The organism is Paenibacillus sp. J31P190 (genome assembly GCF_059692075.1).
In genome coordinates, this window is record NZ_JCAUAS010000005.1 from 21,128 (window position 1) to 42,216 (window position 21,089).

The window sequence follows — 21,089 nt, forward strand, 5'->3', positions numbered from 1 at the left end:
CAGGTCGAGATGCCGTGCCAATATTTCTATTTTTCAATGGAAATGAGTCATATTCTTTTTGGTCTTAGTTTGAGAAGTAATCTTGATTTTTCCTATAAACAGGCAGATGACAAGACCGATCACAATAAAACCAAGAGACCAAAGAAATACCGATTGAAGGGAATCAACAAGTGCTATTTTCATGATAGGAACTACTTCTTCGTGGATTACTTTAGGCATTTTGTTGATGCTACCCGGACTTAATAAGGCCGAAAATAGCTGCTGCGGATCACGATTCACTTGAGTTATAATTCCATCAATCTCTGGTCCTTTCTCTGGCATCCGGTCTAATACGGGAATGAGATGATCGGTCAAGTATTGACTTGACCTCATATTTATAATAGCTCCAAGTACCGTCATCCCGAACGTTCCGCCAATTTGCCGAAAGAACGTGCTGGAAGAGGTCACGATTCCTAGGTCAGATTGCGGGTAGCTTTCTTGCAGGGCTACAGTTAATCCTGGGAATACCAGCCCCATCCCGAGTCCCAATACAAACATAATAATCGTAACGCTTAACGTACTCGTATGAATCCCCATCCTTGCGAGAAAGACAAAACCAATCGCCATGATCAATAAGCCAACCGCCATCTGCAAGCGAATACCTGTTTTCTGGATGATTAAGCCACTAAGGATACTCGCACCGATCAGGGTTAAGGTAAGCGGCATCATGATAGTTCCCGTTGCCGATGGACTGATTCCCAGAATTCCCTGCATGAATAAAGGGACAAACATCATCGCTCCGAACATCCCCACACTCATCAGAAAACCGATCGCATTGATCAAGGTAAACGTACGATCTTTAAAGAAACGCATAGGTAGTATGGGCTCAGCCGCCTTCGTCTCTACCCAAACAAATGCCAAGATAAATAGAATCGAAACGGTTAACAAGCCAATAATTTGCCATGACCCCCAAGCGAACTCTTTCCCTCCGAAGGTTAAGGCGAGAAGTAAACCGACAACCCCTACGATCATCGTGAACATGCCTACCACATCAAAACGAACTGCTTCCACCGAATGATGCTTCGGAAGTGCCGCAGCAATCAGGATCGTAGCAACGATCCCTACAGGTAAATTAATATAAAATACCCATCTCCAGTTCAAGCTATCGACTAGTAAGCCTCCTACTTGAGGTCCAATGACGCTGGATAGTCCAAAAAGCGCCCCAAAAATCCCCTGCCACCGTGCTCTTTGAACACCCGTAAAAAGATCACCGACAATGATCATGGCCATCGGCATCATGATCCCCCCGCCAATCCCTTGTATCGCTCGAAAAATAATTAGTTCGGTCATATTCTGGGACATTCCACATAAAGCAGAGCTAATAATAAAAATCACAAGCCCGGTTACATAGACTGTTTTACGACCGATTAAGTCTGATAATTTTCCCGCAATCGGAACGATTACCGTTGAGGTTAACATATAAGAAGTCGTTAACCAGGTCATCAATCCTAGTCCCCCGAGCTCTCCTATGATTCTTGGCATTGCGGTACCCACAATCGTCCCGTCAAGCGCTCCAAACAGCATCGCAATGAATAGACCTGCAAGTAATAATCCCTGATGCTTAACTTCATGTTTCGTCACAGGCTGTAATAATGGTTGAGTCAAATCCATACTTGTCATCTCCTGACTTTCACTTTCAGCTTCCCCTCTAATATAATAAGAAACCCGTCTGGAAAACTATGTGGAATCGTGCCATTTTCGGTTCCTGCCTCTACCTAAAGAAGTCCCGCCTCTTTTTTTGAAAGAGCAGGACTTCATTCATTCAATAATTATTCTCTTTTTTCCACATGCCCTTTACAGTTCCCTTGATTCAGAAAGATGCTCTATGTGTATTTGAGTCACCTCGAAGTTACCAACAGCATCTTGATCTAATTCAAAAATTACAGCATTATCAATTTGATGTAAATTTACAAGGCTATTATTAGGGCACAATAGACCAATCAATATCCCAACCGTTGCGCCATGACCGAAAATAACGACTTGATCCTCTGAGCAAAAATGTTCAGATAGCTCTACTGACTTGAAACTTTTAACCCTTTCAACGACCTGATCAATCGTCTCAGGCCAAGTCGGCCACCACTTTTCTGTCTCAGCTAATATATGCCTTGGAGTAAAACTACCAAATGGAGATTCTCCAAACTCCCATCGACTACATGATACCCAAGGAAATACTTTGTAAGGAATCATATGCTCTAAAAATATTTCGCAAATTTCTGGTACCAATGTGATGGATAACCTTTTATCAGTTGCAAGAGGTATAGCCGTTTGAATCGTTCTCTTTAAAGGACTAGCGTAAATGTAATCTACATGGTAATTCTCAAAAAAACGGCCTACACCCTTTGCTTGCAGCAATCCACGAGGCGATAGATCACAATCCGCAATATTGGTTTCACCGATATTTTCTAACGATTCCGCATGACGAATAATATACAGTTTCATTATTCCTTAACAGCCCCAATAACGATTCCGGCAGCGAAAAATCGCTGCAGTACTGGATAAATGGCTAGGATGGGCAGCGCGCCAATAACAATTTGAGCGGACATAAGAGCCTGAAAATTGGTTTGCGCCAATTCTTTGGCGTTATTGGAATTCACATCAGGCATGGCAATGATGGATTTGAGATAAGTGGCCAGCGGCACATGGTTGGCTTTCATATAGATGCTTCCAGCCAGCCACTCGTTCCAGTCGTTCACGATCAAAAACAACCCGACCGTCGCCAAGACAGGAAGAGATAAGGGCAAGAAAATCTTGCTAAATACGATCCAATGATTCGCACCGTCCATAAAAGCCGCTTCCTCCAGTTCTTTGGGGAGGGCTTTGAAGAAATTCATCACGAGAATCAGGTTGAAAATGCTGACGGCCCCGGGAAGCACCAGCGCCCAAATGGAGTCGTACAGCCCGATCTTCGTTACCACCAGATACGTAGGGATCAATCCGCCGTTAAACAGCATCGCGGCAACGAAAAATCCGACGAAGAATCGATAACCTCCGATCCCGTCGCGCCCTCCTCCTTTGGACATGACATAAGCAGCCATACACGTGATCGTTAGCCCGATGACAAAGCTGAGAACGATTCGTTCTACCGAAACGATAAAGGACCGATATAGTTCAGGGTTTCCAAGTGCTTTCTTATAAGAAAACAATGTCGGTTCAATTGGCCAGAAAGTAACATCATGTGCGGCAACCGCAGGTGCGGAGCTAAAGGAAACGGCAACAACGTGAACCATTGGGATCAGACAAAGTACAGCAAGTAAACTTAAGAAAATATAATTGGCGCCCTGAAAAATTCTGAAGCCTGGACTCATTGCATGCATGGCAGTTATCTCCGATCTTTAAAATATTTTGTAGCCTGCAAACTTCCCAGCAATTCGATACGAGGTAATAATCAACACAAGGCCGACAACGGATTTGAACAGTCCAATTGCGGTTGAAACACTATAGTTTCCACTGATGAGACCCATACGGTATACAAACGTATCTATGATATCACCTGTCTGATAAACAAGCGGATTGTACAAATTGAAAATTTGATCGAAGCCGGCATTCAATACTTGACTGAGCGACAAGGTAACGACAACGACCAATGTCGGGATGATCGATGGGATCGTGATATTTAGCGTTTGCTTCCATCTGCCAGCTCCATCGATTTCTGCTGCCTCATATAACGCAGGATTAATACCTGCAAGCGCAGCTAAAAAAAGGATTGAACCATATCCAAATTCCTTCCAAACTTCAGTTACGACCATGGTCACTCGAAAAAAACGATTATCCCCAAGAAAGAATACTGGTTTGATCCCAAACACGTTTTCCAAAAACTGATTCACTAAACCACCATTTGGCGCCAAAATTTCTATAAACACACCGCCTAGAACAACCCATGATAAAAAATGCGGAAGAAAAACAATCGTTTGAATTGAATTTCTCATGAACTTTTGACGGGCTTCATTAAGTAAGAGAGCAAATGTGAACGTTGCGATTGTACCAAAAAAGATTTTGAGTACAGCAATGATAAACGTATTCCAAATAACCTGTTTACTGTCCGGGTAGGTAAACAAGAACTTAAAATTGTCCATCCCAACCCATTTTGAATGAAGAAGTCCTGTATAAGGCTTATAGTCCTGAAAGGCCATGACAACCCCGCCCATCGGAACATAAATAAAAATGACCGTTAAAATAACTGCCGGCAGCAGCATCAGATATAACTGCCAGCTGTCGCTCCGTCTATTTTCCTTCTGTACGGCTTCCATATCTACCACTCCCACTCACATTAATAAGAAAGGGCAAGCAAGACTCTGCCTGCCCTATTGCTTTATTTTACGGAACTGTACCAATCGTTTACTTCTTTGGTGAGCTGATCACCACCTGAAGACTGCCACTTTTTAACGAAGTTATCGAACTCGTCGATCGGAACTTTCGAGTAAATAATTTGATTAAACGTATCCAGCTCTAACTTTTTCAAGAATTCTCCACGGGAACTTTGTGTGGATGTTGTTGGCCCTGTAAACAAATTAGGCATGTCTGAGCCCTTTTGATCAATTGCAATCAATGTTGCTTTTCCTTGAATACCTTGCAGCGGGTCTTTCGGGTTTACACCATTCGCGTTGTTGAATGCGATGTCATTGGGGGTCAAATTTTCCCCTTTTGCAACCTTCTTACCCACTTCAACAAATTTGGACATGGGTTGTGGCATATTCCCTTGAAGCGTATATTTCATCGTCTGCACTTGTCCGCCCGGAACTTTATCGTTATCAAATACGGCTTTTCCATCCTGGATAACATAATCATAGTTCTCCTGGAAGCCTTTCAGCACAAACGGGTCATTAGAGCTGCTAGCATCCCACAACGTATTCATATAATAAAAGAATGCTTCCAACGCCTCTTGCGAGATATCTTTGCTGATGATAAAACCGCCATTGAAAGGATCGGATACGGTTTGACCCTTTTTCCCATCCGGTCCGGCTGGGAAAGAATACGGTTGATAATTAGCTTTCGGATCTTTCGCGTACACCATGGAACCTGGATACGCTGGGAACCAGTTCGCCCCGGCAACAATTCCCACTTTGGCTGAGGCTACGTCCTCAACGATTTTATTCCAATCGTGAAGTGCAATATCGTTAGCAATATATCCCTTGTCCTTCCAATCTTTTAACTTTGCAAGGGCAGGTTTGACACCAGGCTGAGTGGATCCAAATACAAGCTTTCCGTTAGAATCTTTCGTCCATTGATCCGGTATACTACCGAAAGCACCGAACAGCCAAGAGATGTCGCCAACAGGATAACCAACCATTTGATCTTTAATTGCAAAATCAAGTGCCATTGTATCCTTTTTTCCATTACCATCTGGATCTTTGTTCGTAAAAGCGTCCATAATCGTTTCTAGGTCGGACAGTGATTTAGGTGCCTGCAGCCCAAGCTTGTCCATCCAATCCTTGCGGATCCAAAGAACCGGTTCGGAAGTAGTGGTTGCTTGAAGCCGCGGGATCGCCATCTTTTGTTTACCGCGTTGGAAAGGCAACCATGCATCTGGCTGTTCGGCCACAGCATCCTTCCAAACTTTCCCTGCATATTTATCAAATGCACTGTCTACCGACATCACTTTTCCGGATTCAATGAACATATTCAAAGTATCTTTACTTGTGGTAAAAATGACATCCGGGAGCTTGTCTCCAGACGAAAGCATCAATTTCAGCTTCGTGTCGTAGGAAGCATCCATCATTTGAGACGACCAGAGCGTTTTGATATCAACCCCGAGTGTATCTTTCGCCCATTTGGTATGAATGTTATTTTCAATAGTCTCTCCATTTTTGAACTTGGCTGTGTTGTCAATTCCTCTCACCGTGGTCAGCGTAACTGGCGGATCAATTTTTCCATTCACCATATGGAGTTTGGAACCAGACGGATTAACCGATGCTGAAGCAGAAGGCGTTGTCTCGGAAGTGTTGGAACTGCAGGCAACCATGGATCCCAAACTCATGACAACCACAAGGGAAGATGCTGCAAATTTTAATTTCTTAGCCATTCATGTAACCCCTCTCATTTTCTGTGTGCCTTGCTTCCTTATTATAAGACCGAGACAATTACCTCGATATATCGCAAAACAAACATCATATAGCTCATTATTAACTTCAGTTGTTTTATTCGTATATCATATCTAAAATGAAGGTATTCCATTTGTGAAAGGAATGTCCTTATGAGAAAAAAAAGCAGTACTTTCTATAAAATGATCTTTCTGACACTGTTTCTATTTGCCTGTATCTTGTCTGTTTACTCCTATTCCATTAATTCCAGTTTGGATATCGTTCGGAACGACATCCAAAATAACAGTCAGAACCAACTGAAATTCGTCATGAATACCATGGACCATAACATCGAACAATTAAATATGCTGATTAATGCGCTCGACAGGGATCGAACCGTTTCTTTGCTACCATCCATAGACGCCATGGATTCCTATGATCAAATAAAGCTGCAGCAGGACCTTTCTGAAAAAATGAATCTACAGAGCTTTTCGGAGGGTTGGAATAATCAACTTGCCATTTATTCCCCTATCCTTCAAAAATGGATCGGAGCACCCCTTGCAAAAGATCCACCTTTAGCATCTGCAGCGCTAGATTGGCACATGGATTCCGCCCAAACCAATTTTATTAAATATATAAAAGAACCGGATTTTTGGATCCAAGTTTCCTTTCCTAAGAGCAATATGTCATCTCTGCTCGACAGCACGAAAGTTGAACGTCATAGTGATCCATTTTTTTATACCGCTGAAAAAAAACCAATTTTTAATTCAAGCTCGGATCTACAAATTGCTAACCAGATTATCGAACTGATTGGAAAACAGGAATTAAGTGCACAGGGCAGCCAGATTTTCACCATCAATCATCAAAACTATTTTGTACATTATGTACAATCACAAACCATGAAATGGTACATGGTCGATTATACGCTATTAGATGAAGCGCTAAGCCCTATTGTGAAATCAAAAAACTTATTTTATTTGGCATGCTTTGTTCTTTTGATTTCCGTCATTGTCATATCACTCTTTCTTTACAGGAAAATACAAATCCCGCTTACTGATCTTATGAAAGGTGTCAAGTTCCTGAAGCAGGGAAACTTCTCTTTCCGGATTAATCGAAAGGTTGGTAATGAATTCAGTTACCTGTATGACAACTTTAACGAAATGGCTGAACAAATCGAAGAATTGATCGAAAAAGTATATAAAGAAAAAATCATTTCAAGGGAAGCTTTGTTAAAGCAGCTTCAGGCTCAGATTAATCCGCATTTTCTCTATAATTGCCTCTTTTTCATTAATAATATGGTTCGTTTGGGAAATACGGATGCGATCACAGCGATGACGCAAAATCTAGCAGAATATTTCCGTTACACGACTCGTCTGGATGAGCCCATGACTACACTACAGAAAGAAATTTCAGTCATTGAAAAATATTTAGCCATTCAATGCTTGAGGATGGATCGATTACATTTTGAAATCCAAATTCCTGCTTCCATGCATTGTTTGCTAATACCTAAATTACTCCTTCAACCTCTGGTTGAAAACAGCATTATACATGGCATTGAGAAAAAACAAGCGGCAAGCATGGTTAGAATTGTTGGCTGCGAAGATGAAGATACCTATCGCATTACTGTTGAGGATGATGGAAAAGGCTTATCAGATGAGGAAATCAATGTGTTGCAGCAGAAAATTAAACTGCCCTTGGATGAATCCATGGGATGCGCATTATGGAACATACAGCAACGTTTGAATATTTATTTTACTAGTCCTTCTGGGATCGAGTTTTCTAAAAACTCACTAGGCGGTTTATCTGTAACTTTATATTGGACTAAATCTACAGCAAAGGGATGTGAAACGGATGTACCAATTACTAATCGTTGACGATGAAAAATCAGTGGTGGATAGTCTGGCCCTAACGATTCCTTGGTCCGACTATGGCATAGAGGAAGTTCACCGGGCATATTCCGCCGCGGAAGCGCTTGAAATCGCCGGACACCAAGCAATTGATATTATGATTACGGATATACGAATGCCTGAGATGGACGGGCTTGAACTCATCAAGCACATCAATCAAATATCTAAGAAAATGAAGTGCATCATTCTTTCTGGTCACGATGATTTTCAATATGCTCAAAAAGCACTGCAAACAAATACGTTTAATTACTTGCTAAAGCCCGTCATTATTGAAGAATTAATTGAGACAGTTCAAAGAGCAATGGAAGTTCTAGAATCAGAATGGGAAGAAATCAGTTCTTACCAGCGTATTCAATATACTCTGAAATCTAATCTTCCACTGCTTAAAGACCAACTGCTAAACGACTTGCTGAACAATAAACCGATGTTTCCCCATATCTTCAAAGAACGCCTTAAGATGCTTGGACTTTCATTCCAATCTGGAGACTCCTTCGTCATGATGCTCGTTCGATTAGAAGAAGACTTTTCTGGTTACGACCTGCAATCACTCTCCCTGCTTGAGTATGCGGTAACAAATATTGCTGAAGAAGTATTCAGCGATATTTTCGAGCTATGGTACGGCTCTTGCGAGCAAGGGTATCTCGTATTTCTGATTAAGAGTACAAAGCCCAATTCCGAAAAGCTGATCCATTCCTTAGCGATAAAAGTGCAGAATCATGTGGAAACGTTCTTGAAGGGAAGCATATCGGTATTCGTTGGCAGTCCAAGTCTATTTCCTCAGGATATCGCTTTATCTTATCAGAATGCTGTCCTTTCCATAAACCGTAATGTCGGCAAAAATAAAAGCTATTTCCTTACGTCTCATGATGAAATTCATTACCATCACGATTATAACCATATGTTTGTGGATGAGCCACCGCATCTAAATCATTTATTGAATTCAAACAGTTGGGATGAAGCCATTGCGAAAATCAGACGCATCCTTCATATCGCTGAAACAGAAAAAGAATTTAGTTATGACCAACTTTTCTCGATTTTCCTCTATCTTTCATCCGCATTTTCTTCGGTGCTCCAAAAAGAGAAAGGTAACTTGCAAGAACAGTTGGGAGAAGACTTTGAATTATTTCTACGCAAAGCAGGATTTTTGACAAGTCAACGATTGTATCATTGGGCTGAGAAGGTTATCGGATTTATGAAAGAAAACTCAACGAAGATTATGGAGGATTCCCATCAACAAATCACAGCAAAAGTACAAGCCTATATCCATGAGCATCTTGAAGAAGGCATATCCTTACAAAGGATTGCAGAGCACGTTAACCTTCATCCAGTTTATTTATCAAAAGTATATAAAACCGTAACAGGTGAAACGATTGGAGATCATTTATTTTCCGTTAGAATGGAGAGAGCTTCCTATTTATTGGAGCAAACTGACCTTAAAATTGCCGAGATCAGCGGCAAACTTGGCTTTCTAGCTCCCCCCCATTTCATCAAAATTTTCAAGAAACATTTCGGGCACACACCTCAAGAGTATAGAAACAGAGGGTAATACTTTAAAAATATCCCGTAACCATACGAATGCATGGGTACGGGATATTTGCTCCGTTCCAAAAAAGTCTTTTCTGGTTTCATTACGCAATGTATACAGAGCTCTGAAACCTCACTTTAGTTCCTCCTCTTGCCTTAAAAAACTTCGAGATAAAGGATTATATGTCTGAAATCAAAAAAAAACTCACCCATACGCTAGTATGAATGAGAATAAACCTGATCCGGATGGACTATATCCCCGGCGCCAATTACGATACTTTGAGTAAATAACCTTTGCAGCACAGGATACATCAATAGGACTGGAATCGCTCCGATGAAAATCTGGGCGGAATTAATCGAACGGGTATTCAGCTTCCGGCCGTTAGTTAAGTTACTGAAACGACAAAAAGATTGCCGTTTTCCTCCCTGAGTCTGATAAACATCACACGCTCGTTTGGCGTGTCGTTAGGTGAATGTAATGCCAGCATCAACTCTCCATCGAAGGATTTGAATAACATTCCATGACCTCCATCACCTTCGAACAACGGATTTTCATTTTGTTTCCATGGTCCTTGAATCTGACCGGACTCCGATTTTGCGATCGCTTGGGCATATTTTCCGTCTTTGAAGCTAGACCAAAGCATTAGCAAAGTTCCATCTTTGCAGCGATGCATGAAAGGTCCATCAGTGACGTAAAAAGGAACGCCAGGATTGATCTCGCTCACCCATGTTGCTTCCGTAGCCGCGAATAAAGTGATGGGGTCACCGACCGAACCATCCAATGATTCAGTTAAACGTATAGCGTCAATGGTTCCATTCTCAATTTGCGTCCATTCGTGACAGAACACCATCCAAGGCTGATCGGTTTCATCAATATACAACGTTCCATCAAGACATTCCCAATCTTTAGGCGTTACGGGCATTTTGCTATGAGGGCGGAACGGACCAATTGGCTCGTCTGAAACCAAAACTTGTGTTCCCCTGGCAATTTCGTCCGCTTTGAACGAAGCAAGCATATAATACTTACCTTTATATTGATGAACTTCCGGCGCCCAGTAGTTCATGGTTGCCCAGAAGTCAGGCTGCGGCCTAAACGCGGGATACGGTCCTTCCCACTGGTCCAAGTCTTTACTTCGGTAAACATTGAAGCCTGTGCCTGGTCCGTTCCATGTATCTTTATCCGTTGTCCCATATAGGTAATAAAGTCGATCGGACTCGTTACGCAGAACGAACGGATCCCGAATTTGAATATGTTCTTTTGACTTGATGGTGACATCTTCTTCTTCGATCGTTTGCAGGACTTTATTTGTTTTTTTATCTGCATTCGTCGTTTGGACACTGCTCGATTCAAAAGTTATCATTTTTAAATCAGCAACGATAGCGGCAATAATTTCTTCAGATAGATTCGCCTGAGGAAATGCAGCTAACATTTTGAGTGAAAACGAAGCAGCCGAGCTAATCATAGCGTTTGTCGAAATTCCCGGCAAATGTTTTTCAAGTACCTTAACCGCATCCGCATTGGACAAAAGATCTGCAAGCTTGGTATTTTCATTGAAGTTCATTCGGATCTCCTCCGTTATAATTCATTCTCTTCATTTTTTATCATACCAGTCTGTTTGCCTATAAACTATGTGAAATCGCGCCATTCTCAGAAGGTTTCCTCAGCATGATGCAAAAGTCGAAATTGCCCTGGTGTCATTCCGCTTTTTTCACGCGGAAGATACAAAGACCTTCACCACCTAATTTACTGCCATACGTGGTACACTGCAAAAAGGCAGCATTTCGTCTACTCGAAATGCTGCCTTAGCCAAGATATCGGATCAATAATTTGCCGCTTGCTTCAACTCGCTTTTCTTCATTTCCTCTTCGGTTGATTTTAATTCTTTCATGATCGACTCACCCTCAATATCAATATTCGGTATGAACCGATCCAGCCACTTCGGCAAGTACCACGCTGCCTTACCCATTAGGGTCATAACCGCGGGTACAATGGCCATTCGAACGATAAAAGCGTCAAACAAAACACCAAATGCGAGTGCCAATCCCATTGATTTGATAATAGGATCAGGGGCGAAAATAAACCCGGAAAATACGGCAATCATGATCAGTCCTGCTGCTGTTATTACTGCACCGCTGTGTCCAATCCCTGCAGTAACGGCACGACGTGCATCACCGGTATGGATATATTCCTCGCGCATCCGGCTTACGAGGAACACCTCATAGTCCATTGCTAATCCAAATAAGATTCCTACGACAATGACAGGCAAGAAATTCAGGATAGGCCCCGCTTCCGGTATCCCAAACAAGCCGAGCAGATGTCCATCCTGTAGAACGAAGACGACGAATCCAAGTGTTGCTGCTAGCGACAGCAGGAAGCCTAACACTGCTTTTATCGGGATTAGGATAGAACGAAACACAAGTGTTAACAATATTAATGCTAGTGCAACAATAACCAATGCGAACTTGGGGAGTGCGTCATTCAGCATTTGGGAGATGTCGATGTTTACAGCAGTTGCCCCAGTTACCATCAGCGTAACATGCTGGCTCTCCTTGATCTCATCCGCCATATCCCGGATTCGATGAACAAGCTCCTTCGTTTCTGAAGCGTTTGGGCCGTCCTTCGGCGTGATCGTGATTATGGCTTCTTGCCCGGACTGACTAGGAACCACAGGCGTCATGCTTGCCACAAAGGGCAGACCGTTCAACGATTTTACCGCATTCGCAATCGCTGCTTGCGGATCCGTTTGTCCGTCTGCTTGTGCGACAATGACGAGCGGTGCGTGATAACCGGGACCATAGGCTTCAGCAAGCAGATCATACGCGCGTCGTTCAATCGTTTCCTTGGACTTTGTACCGTTATCCGGAAGCCCGAGCTCCATATGGAAGAACGGAATACTGATGACAGCAAGTAAGATGATGCCTGCCAACGCAATCGGCACCGGGCGCTTGACAACAACGCTGCCCCACCGATTTCTAGGGTTCCTGCCTGACCGGGAACGAGTTAATTTTAGCAGAAATGTATTTTTCTTTACCGGGCTGATTTTGTGACCTATAAATCCAAGCACAGCAGGAACAAACACAATTGCGAACATAATCGCAATCACTACACAAAACGCTGACGCAATCCCCATCGCCCCCAGAAAAGGCACTTTTACAACGATCAAACCAGCAAGTGCGATGACAACCGTAAGTCCGGCAAAAACGACAGCACTGCCTGCTGTTGCAGTTGCGATCGCCGCTGCATCATGAACGTTCTGCCCCTTAGCCAGCTCCTGTCTAAAGCGGGTAAGAATGAACAAGGCATAATCAATCCCTACAGCGAGCGCAAGCATCGCGGCAAGGGAAAGTGAAGTTGACGGGATATCAAGAAAGTTCGTTCCAACCATAATCGATAATAGTCCCATAGCTAATCCTGCAACAGCCATAATAATAGGCATGCCTGCAGCCAGGAAAGAAGTAAAAGTAATCGCCAGCACAAGGTAAGCTACGCCAACCCCAATCGCTTCTGAGGCACCGCCGATCTCCATTTCCGAAAAAGCAACCGAACCGGCTAATTCCGCCTGCAAGCCAGCTTTACGCAAATGCTCGGCCATTTCGAGCATACGATCTTTGGCTTCCTTCGTTACTTCTGCAGCAGGTGAGTTGTAAGTAACAGTTGCATAACCGATCAGTTTATCTGCGGTTAATGAACCGTTATCATACGGACTAACGACTGATGCCACTTCTTTATATCCTGTGATCTCGCTAAGCGACTCTGTGAGGATAGCTTTGGTATCCGCTGACTCTAAGGTTGAACCAACCGGCGCCTTGATGATGAGTTTGACCTCCCCGCCTAGTACATTAGAACTGGTCGATGGAAACGCCTTGCTTAAAACTTGGGCCGCTTCTTCTGATTTTGTCCCTGGAATCGACATATCGCTGCTGAATGCTGCCCCCATTTGAAGTGCAGCAACAGCCAATATAATCAATAAAGAAATGGTTCCGATAAGAACTGCTCTCCTCTTTCTTACTGCCCAACTTCCTAGCCTATATAAATAAATTGCCATTCCATTCTCCCTCTCTTTGTTTGATGATTGGCTCAAGATAGTACCACGCTTTCCACTGTCACACGAATCTCTTTGACTGACAGGTCGGTCATATGTTCCAAGGCCTTCGCGACATTGCGCTGCAGCTCACAGCATACTTCATGGATCTTACACCCATAGCTGACGGTAACGCGAAGGTCAAGCGCCACCTCTTGTTGATCCGTTTCCACAGATATGCCATGCCCACGATCGCCGCGCAGCAGGTTAACTAGGCCCTCAGTCATACCTTTGGATATGGAAACATTTGGACTTGTCTCCAAAACGGTTCTTCGAACGATTTTGGCGATTACCTGATCCGAAATGCGAATTATCCCTGCATGCGTCTCTTTCACATTTTTAGCTCCTTCCTAGCTCGATGTCGAAATCACATCATGTAATTATCATAATAGAACGGACAGCAAAAAAAATCGTACATAAGGGCAAGAGCCTCATGTACGAAAGGGCAGCACTATTTTCTATAAAATCAGTTGCCATAAAATTGTTCTAACTAAGGTGTGATGTGTTTCTTACTATTATAGTTTAAGAAATCCGCGTTCCACCGCTGTCGCAACCGCCTGTGATCTTGAATCCACCCCAAGCTTGTTGTAGATATTGGTCAGATGCGCCTTTACCGTCCTCTCTGATATCCCCATATCAAAAGCGATTTCCTTACTGCGATAGCCGCGGGCAACAGATCTAAGAATAATTAACTCCTTCTCACTCAGTGTCGATTGTACAACGCGTGGAGCATGAGACTCTTGCGTTCCCAAAACAGAGGCAAACACTCTGGCCGTGATCTCTGGCTGAAGCAGCGTCTCCCCTCTGATGGCGGACTCAAGCGTACGGAACAAATGCTCACGGCTCGTATCCTTCAGCAAGTAGCCCTTGGCTCCCAGGCCCAGCCCTTGGATCATCATTTCATCTTCATTATATGTTGTCAGGATGATGACCGGAATATCAAGTTGACGCTCTTTCATTTTCTTCATCGCCTCAAGTCCATTCATTATGGGCATATTCAGGTCCATCAAAATAACATCGGGGTTCAGCTCATTCAGCAGCTGGAGCGCTTCCTCTCCATGCTCGGCCTCTCCAATAACTTGATAGCTTTCATTCGTCTCCAGAATGAGTTTTAAGCCTTCTCTAACGACCCAATGATCGTCTACCAACAGCACTTTATGCGTCATTTTGATCTCCTTTTATTAAGGGTGCTTCAATATCAATTAGGGTTCCTTCGTTTTCCTTACTGATCATTTCCAGCCTTCCACCAAGAATTCGAACACGTTCAGAAATACCGATTAGCCCATAATGACCTGGCTGTTTTCCAATAAGGTCAATATTAAACCCGTTCCCATCATCTTGGACTTTGATGTGCAGTACATCCTGATTGTTCAGGATCAAGACTGATACCTGTTTAGCGTGAGCATGACGGGCGATGTTGGTTAAGCATTCACTGATGATATACAAGCTATGTTCCATCCATAACAATGGCAATGAATGACTGAGCTTCACCTCCAGAGAAACCTCAATGCCCGTCGCATGCTTAAAGCGATGGACCTCATCTCGAATTGCCTCTGTAAAATCCTTCTCTGTTAATGAGGTTGAACGCAAATCATCGATGGCCCCTCTGGCATCGGATAAGGTCTTCCGAGCCTGAGACATGGAGAGCAGAATAATTTGATGAGCTCGATTTACGTTCCCATTGGACATATGCGCGTCCACAGCCTCAAGCTTCATAATCACACCAGCAAGGCCTTGAGCCAGCGTATCATGAAGATCCCGGGCGATTCGCTGACGCTCGTTCGCCAGCGTCAGCTCCTCAACCTTCCTATGCGCGAGCTCCAAGTCCCTCAGGAAGGCTTGTGTCCGTATTCGTGTATGCACCTGCTGGAAGAATAGCACCGCATAGGCAACAACGATGACCATCATCAAAATAAGGATGGGTATATACATCTTTAGATTGTCCCACTTACTTACAAAGCCTACTGCCACACAAAATAAGCTATAGGAAAAAAGAGACACGATAAGGACTTCTCGTCTCTTATAGTACACTCCTACACTTTGGCCAATTAATGCCGGGTATAACCCAATAAGAATGGCCACGAAGCCGTCGGGCATTAGATAAGCACAGCTGTAAATCAGAAGGGCTTGCAAAAAAAAATACAGCCATGGCCTACTTTTAACAAGTGAATGAGAAAACCAATGCAGCGTGACATGCAAGGACATCATCAACAAGAATACGATACTTGAGACCAATAGAGGCTTTACTGTCCACTGCAAAATACAGGTAGCCACTGTAACCAGGCCAACCCACAGCAAAATCGGTACCCTTGCAATGAACAAGGCTTTTGTATCTAACAAATGACCAGCATGGTCGAGACTATTTCGTTTATTTGTCATGAACTCACCTCTTTTTGGTTCTATTATACCGTCAATGTCGCAACTGCTGGTGTACGAACGTACATGTACGTTCGTACGAATCATTAGTAAATAATACCCTAACATCCTATGGTTGTGGTGCAAAGTTCTAATTAATGATAACGTAATTGATAATGTCATGGGATGGAGCAACTTATTTTGTTTAAGCTATCGAGATATAGGGGCAGTAGATTCTATGGGGAAAACCATAGAATTAACATGTGATTGGACAGACAAAATATCTAAACAACTTTGTGGAGCAAGATCACCGATACATTAAGAAAATCACAAAACCGATGCTTGGTTTCAAATGGTATTATGGCTTAGTTAATTACAATATATTAAGAAATTGCTATCTTTTTAAAACTACTCCGCTCCGCAACCTCATTATAAAGCCGTTCGAATTGATTCGAAATATCTCAAAACAAACACAGAGTGTTCTATCTTAACTTCGAAGATTACATGAATCCAATATTGTATTTTCATAATATTTCTATTAAATACAAAAAAAATCCTTGAGGGATATTCCCAACAAGGATTCTTAAACTGTAGATAGGTTGCCCATTGCAAAAATCACGAAGCACTCTATCATTTCCTGTAGAACTCGAGTTCGGCCACATTTGCGAATCCAATTGTCGTATAGTAGCCGCAAATAACGGAATGCCGAAACGTTAATCTATTCCACTCTTCAAAAATTTAATTAAATTAGAATTATATTAATTATCATAAGCATTTAATGCATTCACACTATGTGCAAGTGCGGAACCTGCCTTTAATGCTGTAGCTATAAAAATAGCCTCGGCAATTTCTTCCAATGTACTGCCTAATTGTTTCGCTTTTTTTGTGTGCGAATCAATACAGTATGCACAGCCAGTAACATGGGCAACTGCAATCGCCATTAATTCCTTATCTTTTCTGCTTATTAATCCGGGCTTCATCGCTTCCATATCAAATTTATTGAATGCGCTGAAAGTTTCTGGATTTAATTCTTTAAATTCTTTGAATCTCATCATATTCGATCTTTTATAAAGTTCATCATCAGCATTTCCATCAAAAGCATTTAATCCATTTAAACCATGAGCAATGGCAGAACCAGCTTTTAATGCAGTAGCCACCATAATCGCTTCTGTTACTTCTTCTTTCGAAGCGTCTAACTTTTTAACATTTGAAACATGTATTTCAATACAATATGGACAGCCAGTGACATGAGAGATTGCTACAGCAATTAACTCCTTAGTTTTCTTAGGAATAATACCTGAAGCTAAAGCCAATTTATCAAATGCGATAAATGCTTTAAATGTATCTGGTGCAAGTTTCCCTAATTCTGGCAATCTACCTATATAAGATTTTTTATATAAACTATCGTTCATCAAATTGATAACCTCCATTTTTTATGTTTCTCGTTTGTGATTTTCTACTTGTTTTGGTATCACTTCTGGAATGTTTTAATAGATGCTAATTTCGCAATATTATGTCCAACGTTTAAAGATTTATTGCAATTATCTTGAAGTTTCTGCACCGGAACCCTTCGTTTCGAGGTTTAATGTAATGTGTCGAGTGCCTCACGAGTAAACGGAAGTAATTCTTCTGTTCGTCCATCTCGGATCTTGTTTACCCAGTCAGGGTCAGCCAATAATGCGCGTCCAACCGCTATTAAATCGAATTCTTCACGTTCTAATCTCTCGACTAATGCGCCAATCTTGGTGGCTTTGCCGTTAGCTTGTTCCCCGTTAGCAAAGAAATCCAAGAAATCAGCGTCAAGACCAACAGATCCAACTGTAATTGTTGGTTTTCCTGTCAGTTTTTTTATCCATCCTGAGAGATTCAGCTCTGATCCTTCAAATGCAGGTTCCCAAAAGCGACGAATTGAGGCATGAAAGATGTCAACTCCCGCATCAACTAATGGCGTTAAGAAATGTTTTAGTTGTTCTGGAGTTTCTACTAATTTTGCTGTATAGAAATCATATTTCCACTGTGAGATTCGCAACACGATTGGAAATTCTGGTCCAACAGCACGTCGGCAAGCTGCGATGACCTCACTAGCAAAGCGCGTGCGATTGACCATGTCGCCACCGTATTCATCGTTACGCGTGTTTGTTTTTTCCCAGAAGAACTGATCGATTAAAAATCCATGTGCTGCCATAATCTCGATGCCATCAAAACCAACTTTTTTAGAATTGGCTGCTGCCTGTTCGTAGGCTTCAACAATTTCCGAAATTTCTTGTTTTGAATAATCATTGACATTGCCTCGTGCACCCATGTGAAAAATTTGAGAGAAAATTTTCCCACCGACCTCGTGTACCTCATCAACTACTTTTGACCAACCGTTTAGCGCATCTTCCCCATATAAGTGTGGTATGTTCTCTTGATTGGATACAACATCACAATGATTGATAAACGCACCCTCTGTCACAAGAAGTCCAACACCACTTTCAGCTCTACGACGATAGTACGCTGCGACATCCTCCCCTGGTACTCCATTTGGAGAAAAGTTTCGAGTCATAGGTGCCATCATAATACGATTAGGTAGTTTAAAATTTCCCATTTCGAATGGTTTAAAAAGAGCTTCAACTGATTGAAACGTGTTCATAAAGACCTCCAAGTTTTATCACTTAATGTTTATTATTAGATAATGTAGACGTACCATGGAATTATATTAGCAGCAATTAAATCAACCTAACTAAAATTCCTTATGGACGTTTGTTATATACCTCAACAGCACTTTGCAGAAAATGTTCAATATCTTCGCGTGATTTACGAAGCTTGTTGACATATCGAGTAAGCTCTTTACCGTCAACGTAGGCTACAAAGCTTGGAATACCCATAATATTTTGTTCTTCACTTACAGTCCCTACTTGATCTACATCCACCTCGATGAGATCCAGATCATTCGCAAATTTTTCTTCAACTTCAGGCATGAATGGATCAATAAATTTGCAGTCCGGGCACCAGTCTGCTTTGAAAACAGCAACTGTAATTTTTGGGGAACGGATAGCTGTATCAAATTCGGATTTAGAGGTAACTTTTCTCATGTTAGTAGCTCCTTTCGCAAGATCGAGTTATATGGCATTTTGGATTTGTTACAGCTCAAGAATTTACCTGATAATTATTTTTAAAAAACGACGGTTCTAATAAACCAAAACCGTCGTTTTCTTCCTTGTATTCACAGGTTACAAGAACTGGTTGTTGAATATTGATTAATTAACCAACCCTAAGATTTTTTCTCTAAGAGCTTGTTTTGGAGTGATCCCCACCATTGTCTCAGACAATTTACCATCTTTAAATAAGAGTAGTGTAGGAATGCTGCTAATTCCATACTGTGAAGCCAATTCGAATTCTTCATCAACGTTAACTTTAGCAATTGTTGCTTGTCCAGTTAACTCATCAGCTAGCTCATTTATGATGGGAAGTTGCACTTGACAAGGTGGACACCAAGGTGCCCAAAAATCGACTAACGTCACTCCAGTTTTAATATTAGATTCAAAATTCTGTTTTGTTAAAGATACTGCTCCCATAAATAGAATCCTCCTCAATTGATTATCAATTATTCAATATAATAATTGAATTTAATTGATAAAAATATAGTTTAATCAACCCTGTCAATCTATGTTCGTGTCACGTTTATTTAGATAAGGCTTTGTCCTCATCAGTGATCACATCTCAATTAATATTATTCAATTCAATACTTGATTTGTTTTTATGATTTTCTAGGTGGAATTGCGCAACCCTCATCCGTACATAGCCCTACACCAGCTGTTTCATTGGATAGGATTTCAAATTTGGCTGCCGGACGTTCTTCTTCCCATACTTTTTCCAGCACTTCAGAAAAGATTTCTGTCGGCTGCGCGCCTGAAAGGGCATATTTTTCATTGAAGATAAAGAATGGTACTCCATCTATGCCAAATTGACGTGCTTGATGCTGATCTTCTCTTACTTGATCCGTAAAAACACCTTTATCGCTCAATACGTCAAGTGCCTCTTCTCGGTTCAAACCCGATGCTTCGGCAATATCCGCCAAAATATGGATATCTCCTACATCTTTGGATTCTGTAAAATGGGCAATGAGCAATTTTTCATTTAGCGTTGCTTCTTTACCTTGGGTTTTCGCCCATTTTAATAAACGATGTGCATCCAATGTATTTGTTGGCTTCAGACTATCTAATTGAAAGGATAGTCCTACGTTTTTGGCTTGTTCTGTTAATTGGCTAAGGAACTGTCTTGCTTGTTCCATCCCGCCAAACTTAGGGGCTAATTTTTCCACAAAACTTTTCCCATCGTACAAAGAAGCTTTTGGATCAAGTTCAAAACTTTTGTATTCAATACTTACTTGATCTTTATACGGCAATTTATCCAATGCCTGCTCCAGATTTTGCTTCGCAATATAGCAGAATGGGCATGCAATGTCAGACCAGATTTCAATTTTCATGTTTCCACCCCTTATCAAATTATAGTCATTCGTCAAATGCAACCAATGTATTCATTTCATGAGCAAGAGCAGTGCCGGCTTGAAAAGCAATAGCTTCCATAATTGATTCAGCCAGTTCTTCTTTTAAAGCGAGTAGCCAATTCCGTGGTTTGATCCACATCTACTGTTGCAACAGTCGCTTTATTAACAATTTCGCTCCCATTAGTGATATCTCCCTCTTGTTCAATAATTCAATTGATTAATTGAATTATATAATTGATATAGTTTGAAGTCAAGCATCTTTTGGGGCGAGTTTTGTAGGGTCACTGACATTTACTTCACTTCAACATCTTGAGTAACTATTTCATAAATCTGTTCAATTTGTTCATTTAAATGATCAAAGCGAACAAATCGATCTGCTCTTAGATATTCTTTCTTTTCGATCATCAAAAGTAACGTTGGGACTGTAAAAATCAAAAATCTTGCCGCTACAGCTTCGACCTGATTGACATCAATATGACCTAGGTGTATCTGCGGATAATGAACGAGTAATTCCCTTAGCTTAGGTAATATCGCGTGACACACATTACACTCAGGTCTGGATACGTATAAGAAACTCAACTTATACTTCTCTAGAAACGCTTCTACCATATCCAGCGAAGTTAATTCATGAAGCTCTTTCATATTACCACCCCCAGATAAAAGCTTTGTACAATTC

Annotated in this window: 18 protein-coding genes and 1 pseudogene; 3 read left to right on the plus strand and 16 right to left on the minus strand. The window is 41.7% G+C overall.

Annotation, left to right across the window (positions count from 1 at the left end; all coding sequences use genetic code 11):
* Positions 1-33: 33 nt before the first annotated feature.
* The 5 genes from AC58U0_RS11735 to AC58U0_RS11755 form a co-directional block, all read right to left on the minus strand.
* Positions 34-1,620, minus strand: a complete 1,587-nt coding sequence (locus AC58U0_RS11735; RefSeq protein ID WP_497379489.1) for an MDR family MFS transporter — start codon at positions 1,618-1,620, stop codon at positions 34-36.
* Between the two features lie 213 nt (positions 1,621-1,833).
* Positions 1,834-2,478, minus strand: coding sequence for a histidine phosphatase family protein (locus AC58U0_RS11740; RefSeq protein ID WP_497379202.1), 645 nt, complete (start codon positions 2,476-2,478; stop codon positions 1,834-1,836).
* On the minus strand, positions 2,478-3,353 hold the full coding sequence (locus AC58U0_RS11745) for a carbohydrate ABC transporter permease (RefSeq protein WP_497379203.1): 876 nt from the start codon (positions 3,351-3,353) through the stop codon (positions 2,478-2,480). The genes AC58U0_RS11740 and AC58U0_RS11745 overlap by 1 nt, the downstream gene beginning before the upstream one ends.
* A gap of 18 nt (positions 3,354-3,371) precedes the next feature.
* On the minus strand, positions 3,372-4,286 hold the full coding sequence (locus AC58U0_RS11750) for an ABC transporter permease (RefSeq protein WP_497379204.1): 915 nt from the start codon (positions 4,284-4,286) through the stop codon (positions 3,372-3,374).
* A 62-nt stretch (positions 4,287-4,348) separates the two neighbouring features.
* Positions 4,349-6,058, minus strand: coding sequence for an extracellular solute-binding protein (locus AC58U0_RS11755; protein ID WP_497379205.1), 1,710 nt, complete (start codon positions 6,056-6,058; stop codon positions 4,349-4,351).
* Positions 6,059-6,385: 327 nt separating this feature from the next.
* On the opposite strand from AC58U0_RS11755, the gene AC58U0_RS11760 reads away from it, so the two are divergent.
* Complete coding sequence (locus AC58U0_RS11760) at positions 6,386-7,930, plus strand: sensor histidine kinase (RefSeq protein ID WP_497379206.1); 1,545 nt, start codon at positions 6,386-6,388, stop codon at positions 7,928-7,930.
* Complete coding sequence (locus AC58U0_RS11765; protein WP_497379207.1) at positions 7,908-9,509, plus strand: response regulator; 1,602 nt, start codon at positions 7,908-7,910, stop codon at positions 9,507-9,509. Before AC58U0_RS11760 ends, AC58U0_RS11765 begins: the two co-directional genes overlap by 23 nt.
* A 364-nt stretch (positions 9,510-9,873) precedes the next feature.
* Here AC58U0_RS11765 and AC58U0_RS11770 read toward each other — a convergent pair whose 3' ends face one another.
* The 5 genes from AC58U0_RS11770 to AC58U0_RS11790 form a co-directional block, all read right to left on the minus strand.
* Complete coding sequence (locus AC58U0_RS11770) at positions 9,874-11,049, minus strand: glycoside hydrolase family 43 protein (RefSeq protein WP_497379208.1); 1,176 nt, start codon at positions 11,047-11,049, stop codon at positions 9,874-9,876.
* Between the two features lie 258 nt (positions 11,050-11,307).
* Entirely contained in the window at positions 11,308-13,533 is a 2,226-nt protein-coding gene (locus AC58U0_RS11775) for an MMPL family transporter (RefSeq protein ID WP_497379209.1), read from the minus strand.
* Between the two features lie 32 nt (positions 13,534-13,565).
* A complete protein-coding gene (locus AC58U0_RS11780; RefSeq protein WP_497379210.1) occupies positions 13,566-13,904 on the minus strand; it encodes an Asp23/Gls24 family envelope stress response protein in 339 nt (112 codons plus the stop codon).
* A gap of 180 nt (positions 13,905-14,084) precedes the next feature.
* A complete protein-coding gene (locus AC58U0_RS11785) occupies positions 14,085-14,735 on the minus strand; it encodes a response regulator (RefSeq protein WP_497379211.1) in 651 nt (216 codons plus the stop codon).
* Positions 14,725-15,948: a sensor histidine kinase gene (locus AC58U0_RS11790; protein ID WP_497379212.1), complete on the minus strand. Its 1,224-nt coding sequence runs from the start codon at positions 15,946-15,948 to the stop codon at positions 14,725-14,727. Before AC58U0_RS11790 ends, AC58U0_RS11785 begins: the two co-directional genes overlap by 11 nt.
* Positions 15,949-16,190: 242 nt before the next feature.
* On the opposite strand from AC58U0_RS11790, the pseudogene AC58U0_RS11795 reads away from it, so the two are divergent.
* Positions 16,191-16,281, plus strand: a pseudogene (locus AC58U0_RS11795) (IS6 family transposase); the annotation flags it as partial.
* 401 nt (positions 16,282-16,682) lie between these two features.
* Here AC58U0_RS11795 and AC58U0_RS11800 read toward each other — a convergent pair.
* The 6 genes from AC58U0_RS11800 to AC58U0_RS11825 form a co-directional block, all read right to left on the minus strand.
* Positions 16,683-17,336, minus strand: coding sequence for a carboxymuconolactone decarboxylase family protein (locus AC58U0_RS11800; protein WP_497379214.1), 654 nt, complete (start codon positions 17,334-17,336; stop codon positions 16,683-16,685).
* 170 nt (positions 17,337-17,506) lie between these two features.
* Positions 17,507-18,556, minus strand: a complete 1,050-nt coding sequence (locus AC58U0_RS11805) for an NADH:flavin oxidoreductase (RefSeq protein WP_497379215.1) — start codon at positions 18,554-18,556, stop codon at positions 17,507-17,509.
* Between the two features lie 100 nt (positions 18,557-18,656).
* Complete coding sequence (locus tag AC58U0_RS11810) at positions 18,657-18,998, minus strand: thioredoxin family protein (protein WP_497379216.1); 342 nt, start codon at positions 18,996-18,998, stop codon at positions 18,657-18,659.
* A 165-nt stretch (positions 18,999-19,163) separates the two neighbouring features.
* Positions 19,164-19,481 carry a thioredoxin gene (trxA, locus tag AC58U0_RS11815; protein ID WP_497379217.1) on the minus strand — a complete coding sequence of 106 codons (318 nt, stop codon included), beginning with the start codon at positions 19,479-19,481 and terminating at the stop codon, positions 19,164-19,166.
* 182 nt (positions 19,482-19,663) lie between these two features.
* Positions 19,664-20,392, minus strand: a complete 729-nt coding sequence (locus AC58U0_RS11820) for a DsbA family oxidoreductase (RefSeq protein ID WP_497379218.1) — start codon at positions 20,390-20,392, stop codon at positions 19,664-19,666.
* 312 nt (positions 20,393-20,704) lie between these two features.
* Complete coding sequence (locus AC58U0_RS11825) at positions 20,705-21,055, minus strand: thioredoxin family protein (protein ID WP_497379219.1); 351 nt, start codon at positions 21,053-21,055, stop codon at positions 20,705-20,707.
* Between the last annotated feature and the right edge of the window lie 34 nt (positions 21,056-21,089).

Bases quoted from the DNA above. Each gene is read 5' to 3' on its own strand.
- AC58U0_RS11775 (WP_497379209.1), bottom strand. From the start codon at position 13,533: ATGGCAATTTATTTATATAGGCTAGGAAGTTGGGCAGTAAGAAAGAGG.
- trxA (WP_497379217.1), bottom strand. From the start codon at position 19,481: ATGGGAGCAGTATCTTTAACAAAACAGAATTTTGAATCTAATATTAAA.
- AC58U0_RS11805 (WP_497379215.1), bottom strand. From the start codon at position 18,556: ATGAACACGTTTCAATCAGTTGAAGCTCTTTTTAAACCATTCGAAATG.
- AC58U0_RS11770 (WP_497379208.1), bottom strand. From the start codon at position 11,049: ATGAACTTCAATGAAAATACCAAGCTTGCAGATCTTTTGTCCAATGCG.
- AC58U0_RS11765 (WP_497379207.1), top strand. From the start codon at position 7,908: ATGTACCAATTACTAATCGTTGACGATGAAAAATCAGTGGTGGATAGT.
- AC58U0_RS11785 (WP_497379211.1), bottom strand. From the start codon at position 14,735: ATGACGCATAAAGTGCTGTTGGTAGACGATCATTGGGTCGTTAGAGAA.
- AC58U0_RS11800 (WP_497379214.1), bottom strand. From the start codon at position 17,336: ATGAACGATAGTTTATATAAAAAATCTTATATAGGTAGATTGCCAGAA.
- AC58U0_RS11825 (WP_497379219.1), bottom strand. From the start codon at position 21,055: ATGAAAGAGCTTCATGAATTAACTTCGCTGGATATGGTAGAAGCGTTT.
- AC58U0_RS11750 (WP_497379204.1), bottom strand. From the start codon at position 4,286: ATGGAAGCCGTACAGAAGGAAAATAGACGGAGCGACAGCTGGCAGTTA.
- AC58U0_RS11790 (WP_497379212.1), bottom strand. From the start codon at position 15,948: ATGACAAATAAACGAAATAGTCTCGACCATGCTGGTCATTTGTTAGAT.
- AC58U0_RS11755 (WP_497379205.1), bottom strand. From the start codon at position 6,058: ATGGCTAAGAAATTAAAATTTGCAGCATCTTCCCTTGTGGTTGTCATG.
- AC58U0_RS11740 (WP_497379202.1), bottom strand. From the start codon at position 2,478: ATGAAACTGTATATTATTCGTCATGCGGAATCGTTAGAAAATATCGGT.
- AC58U0_RS11745 (WP_497379203.1), bottom strand. From the start codon at position 3,353: ATGCATGCAATGAGTCCAGGCTTCAGAATTTTTCAGGGCGCCAATTAT.
- AC58U0_RS11760 (WP_497379206.1), top strand. From the start codon at position 6,386: ATGAATACCATGGACCATAACATCGAACAATTAAATATGCTGATTAAT.
- AC58U0_RS11820 (WP_497379218.1), bottom strand. From the start codon at position 20,392: ATGAAAATTGAAATCTGGTCTGACATTGCATGCCCATTCTGCTATATT.
- AC58U0_RS11810 (WP_497379216.1), bottom strand. From the start codon at position 18,998: ATGAGAAAAGTTACCTCTAAATCCGAATTTGATACAGCTATCCGTTCC.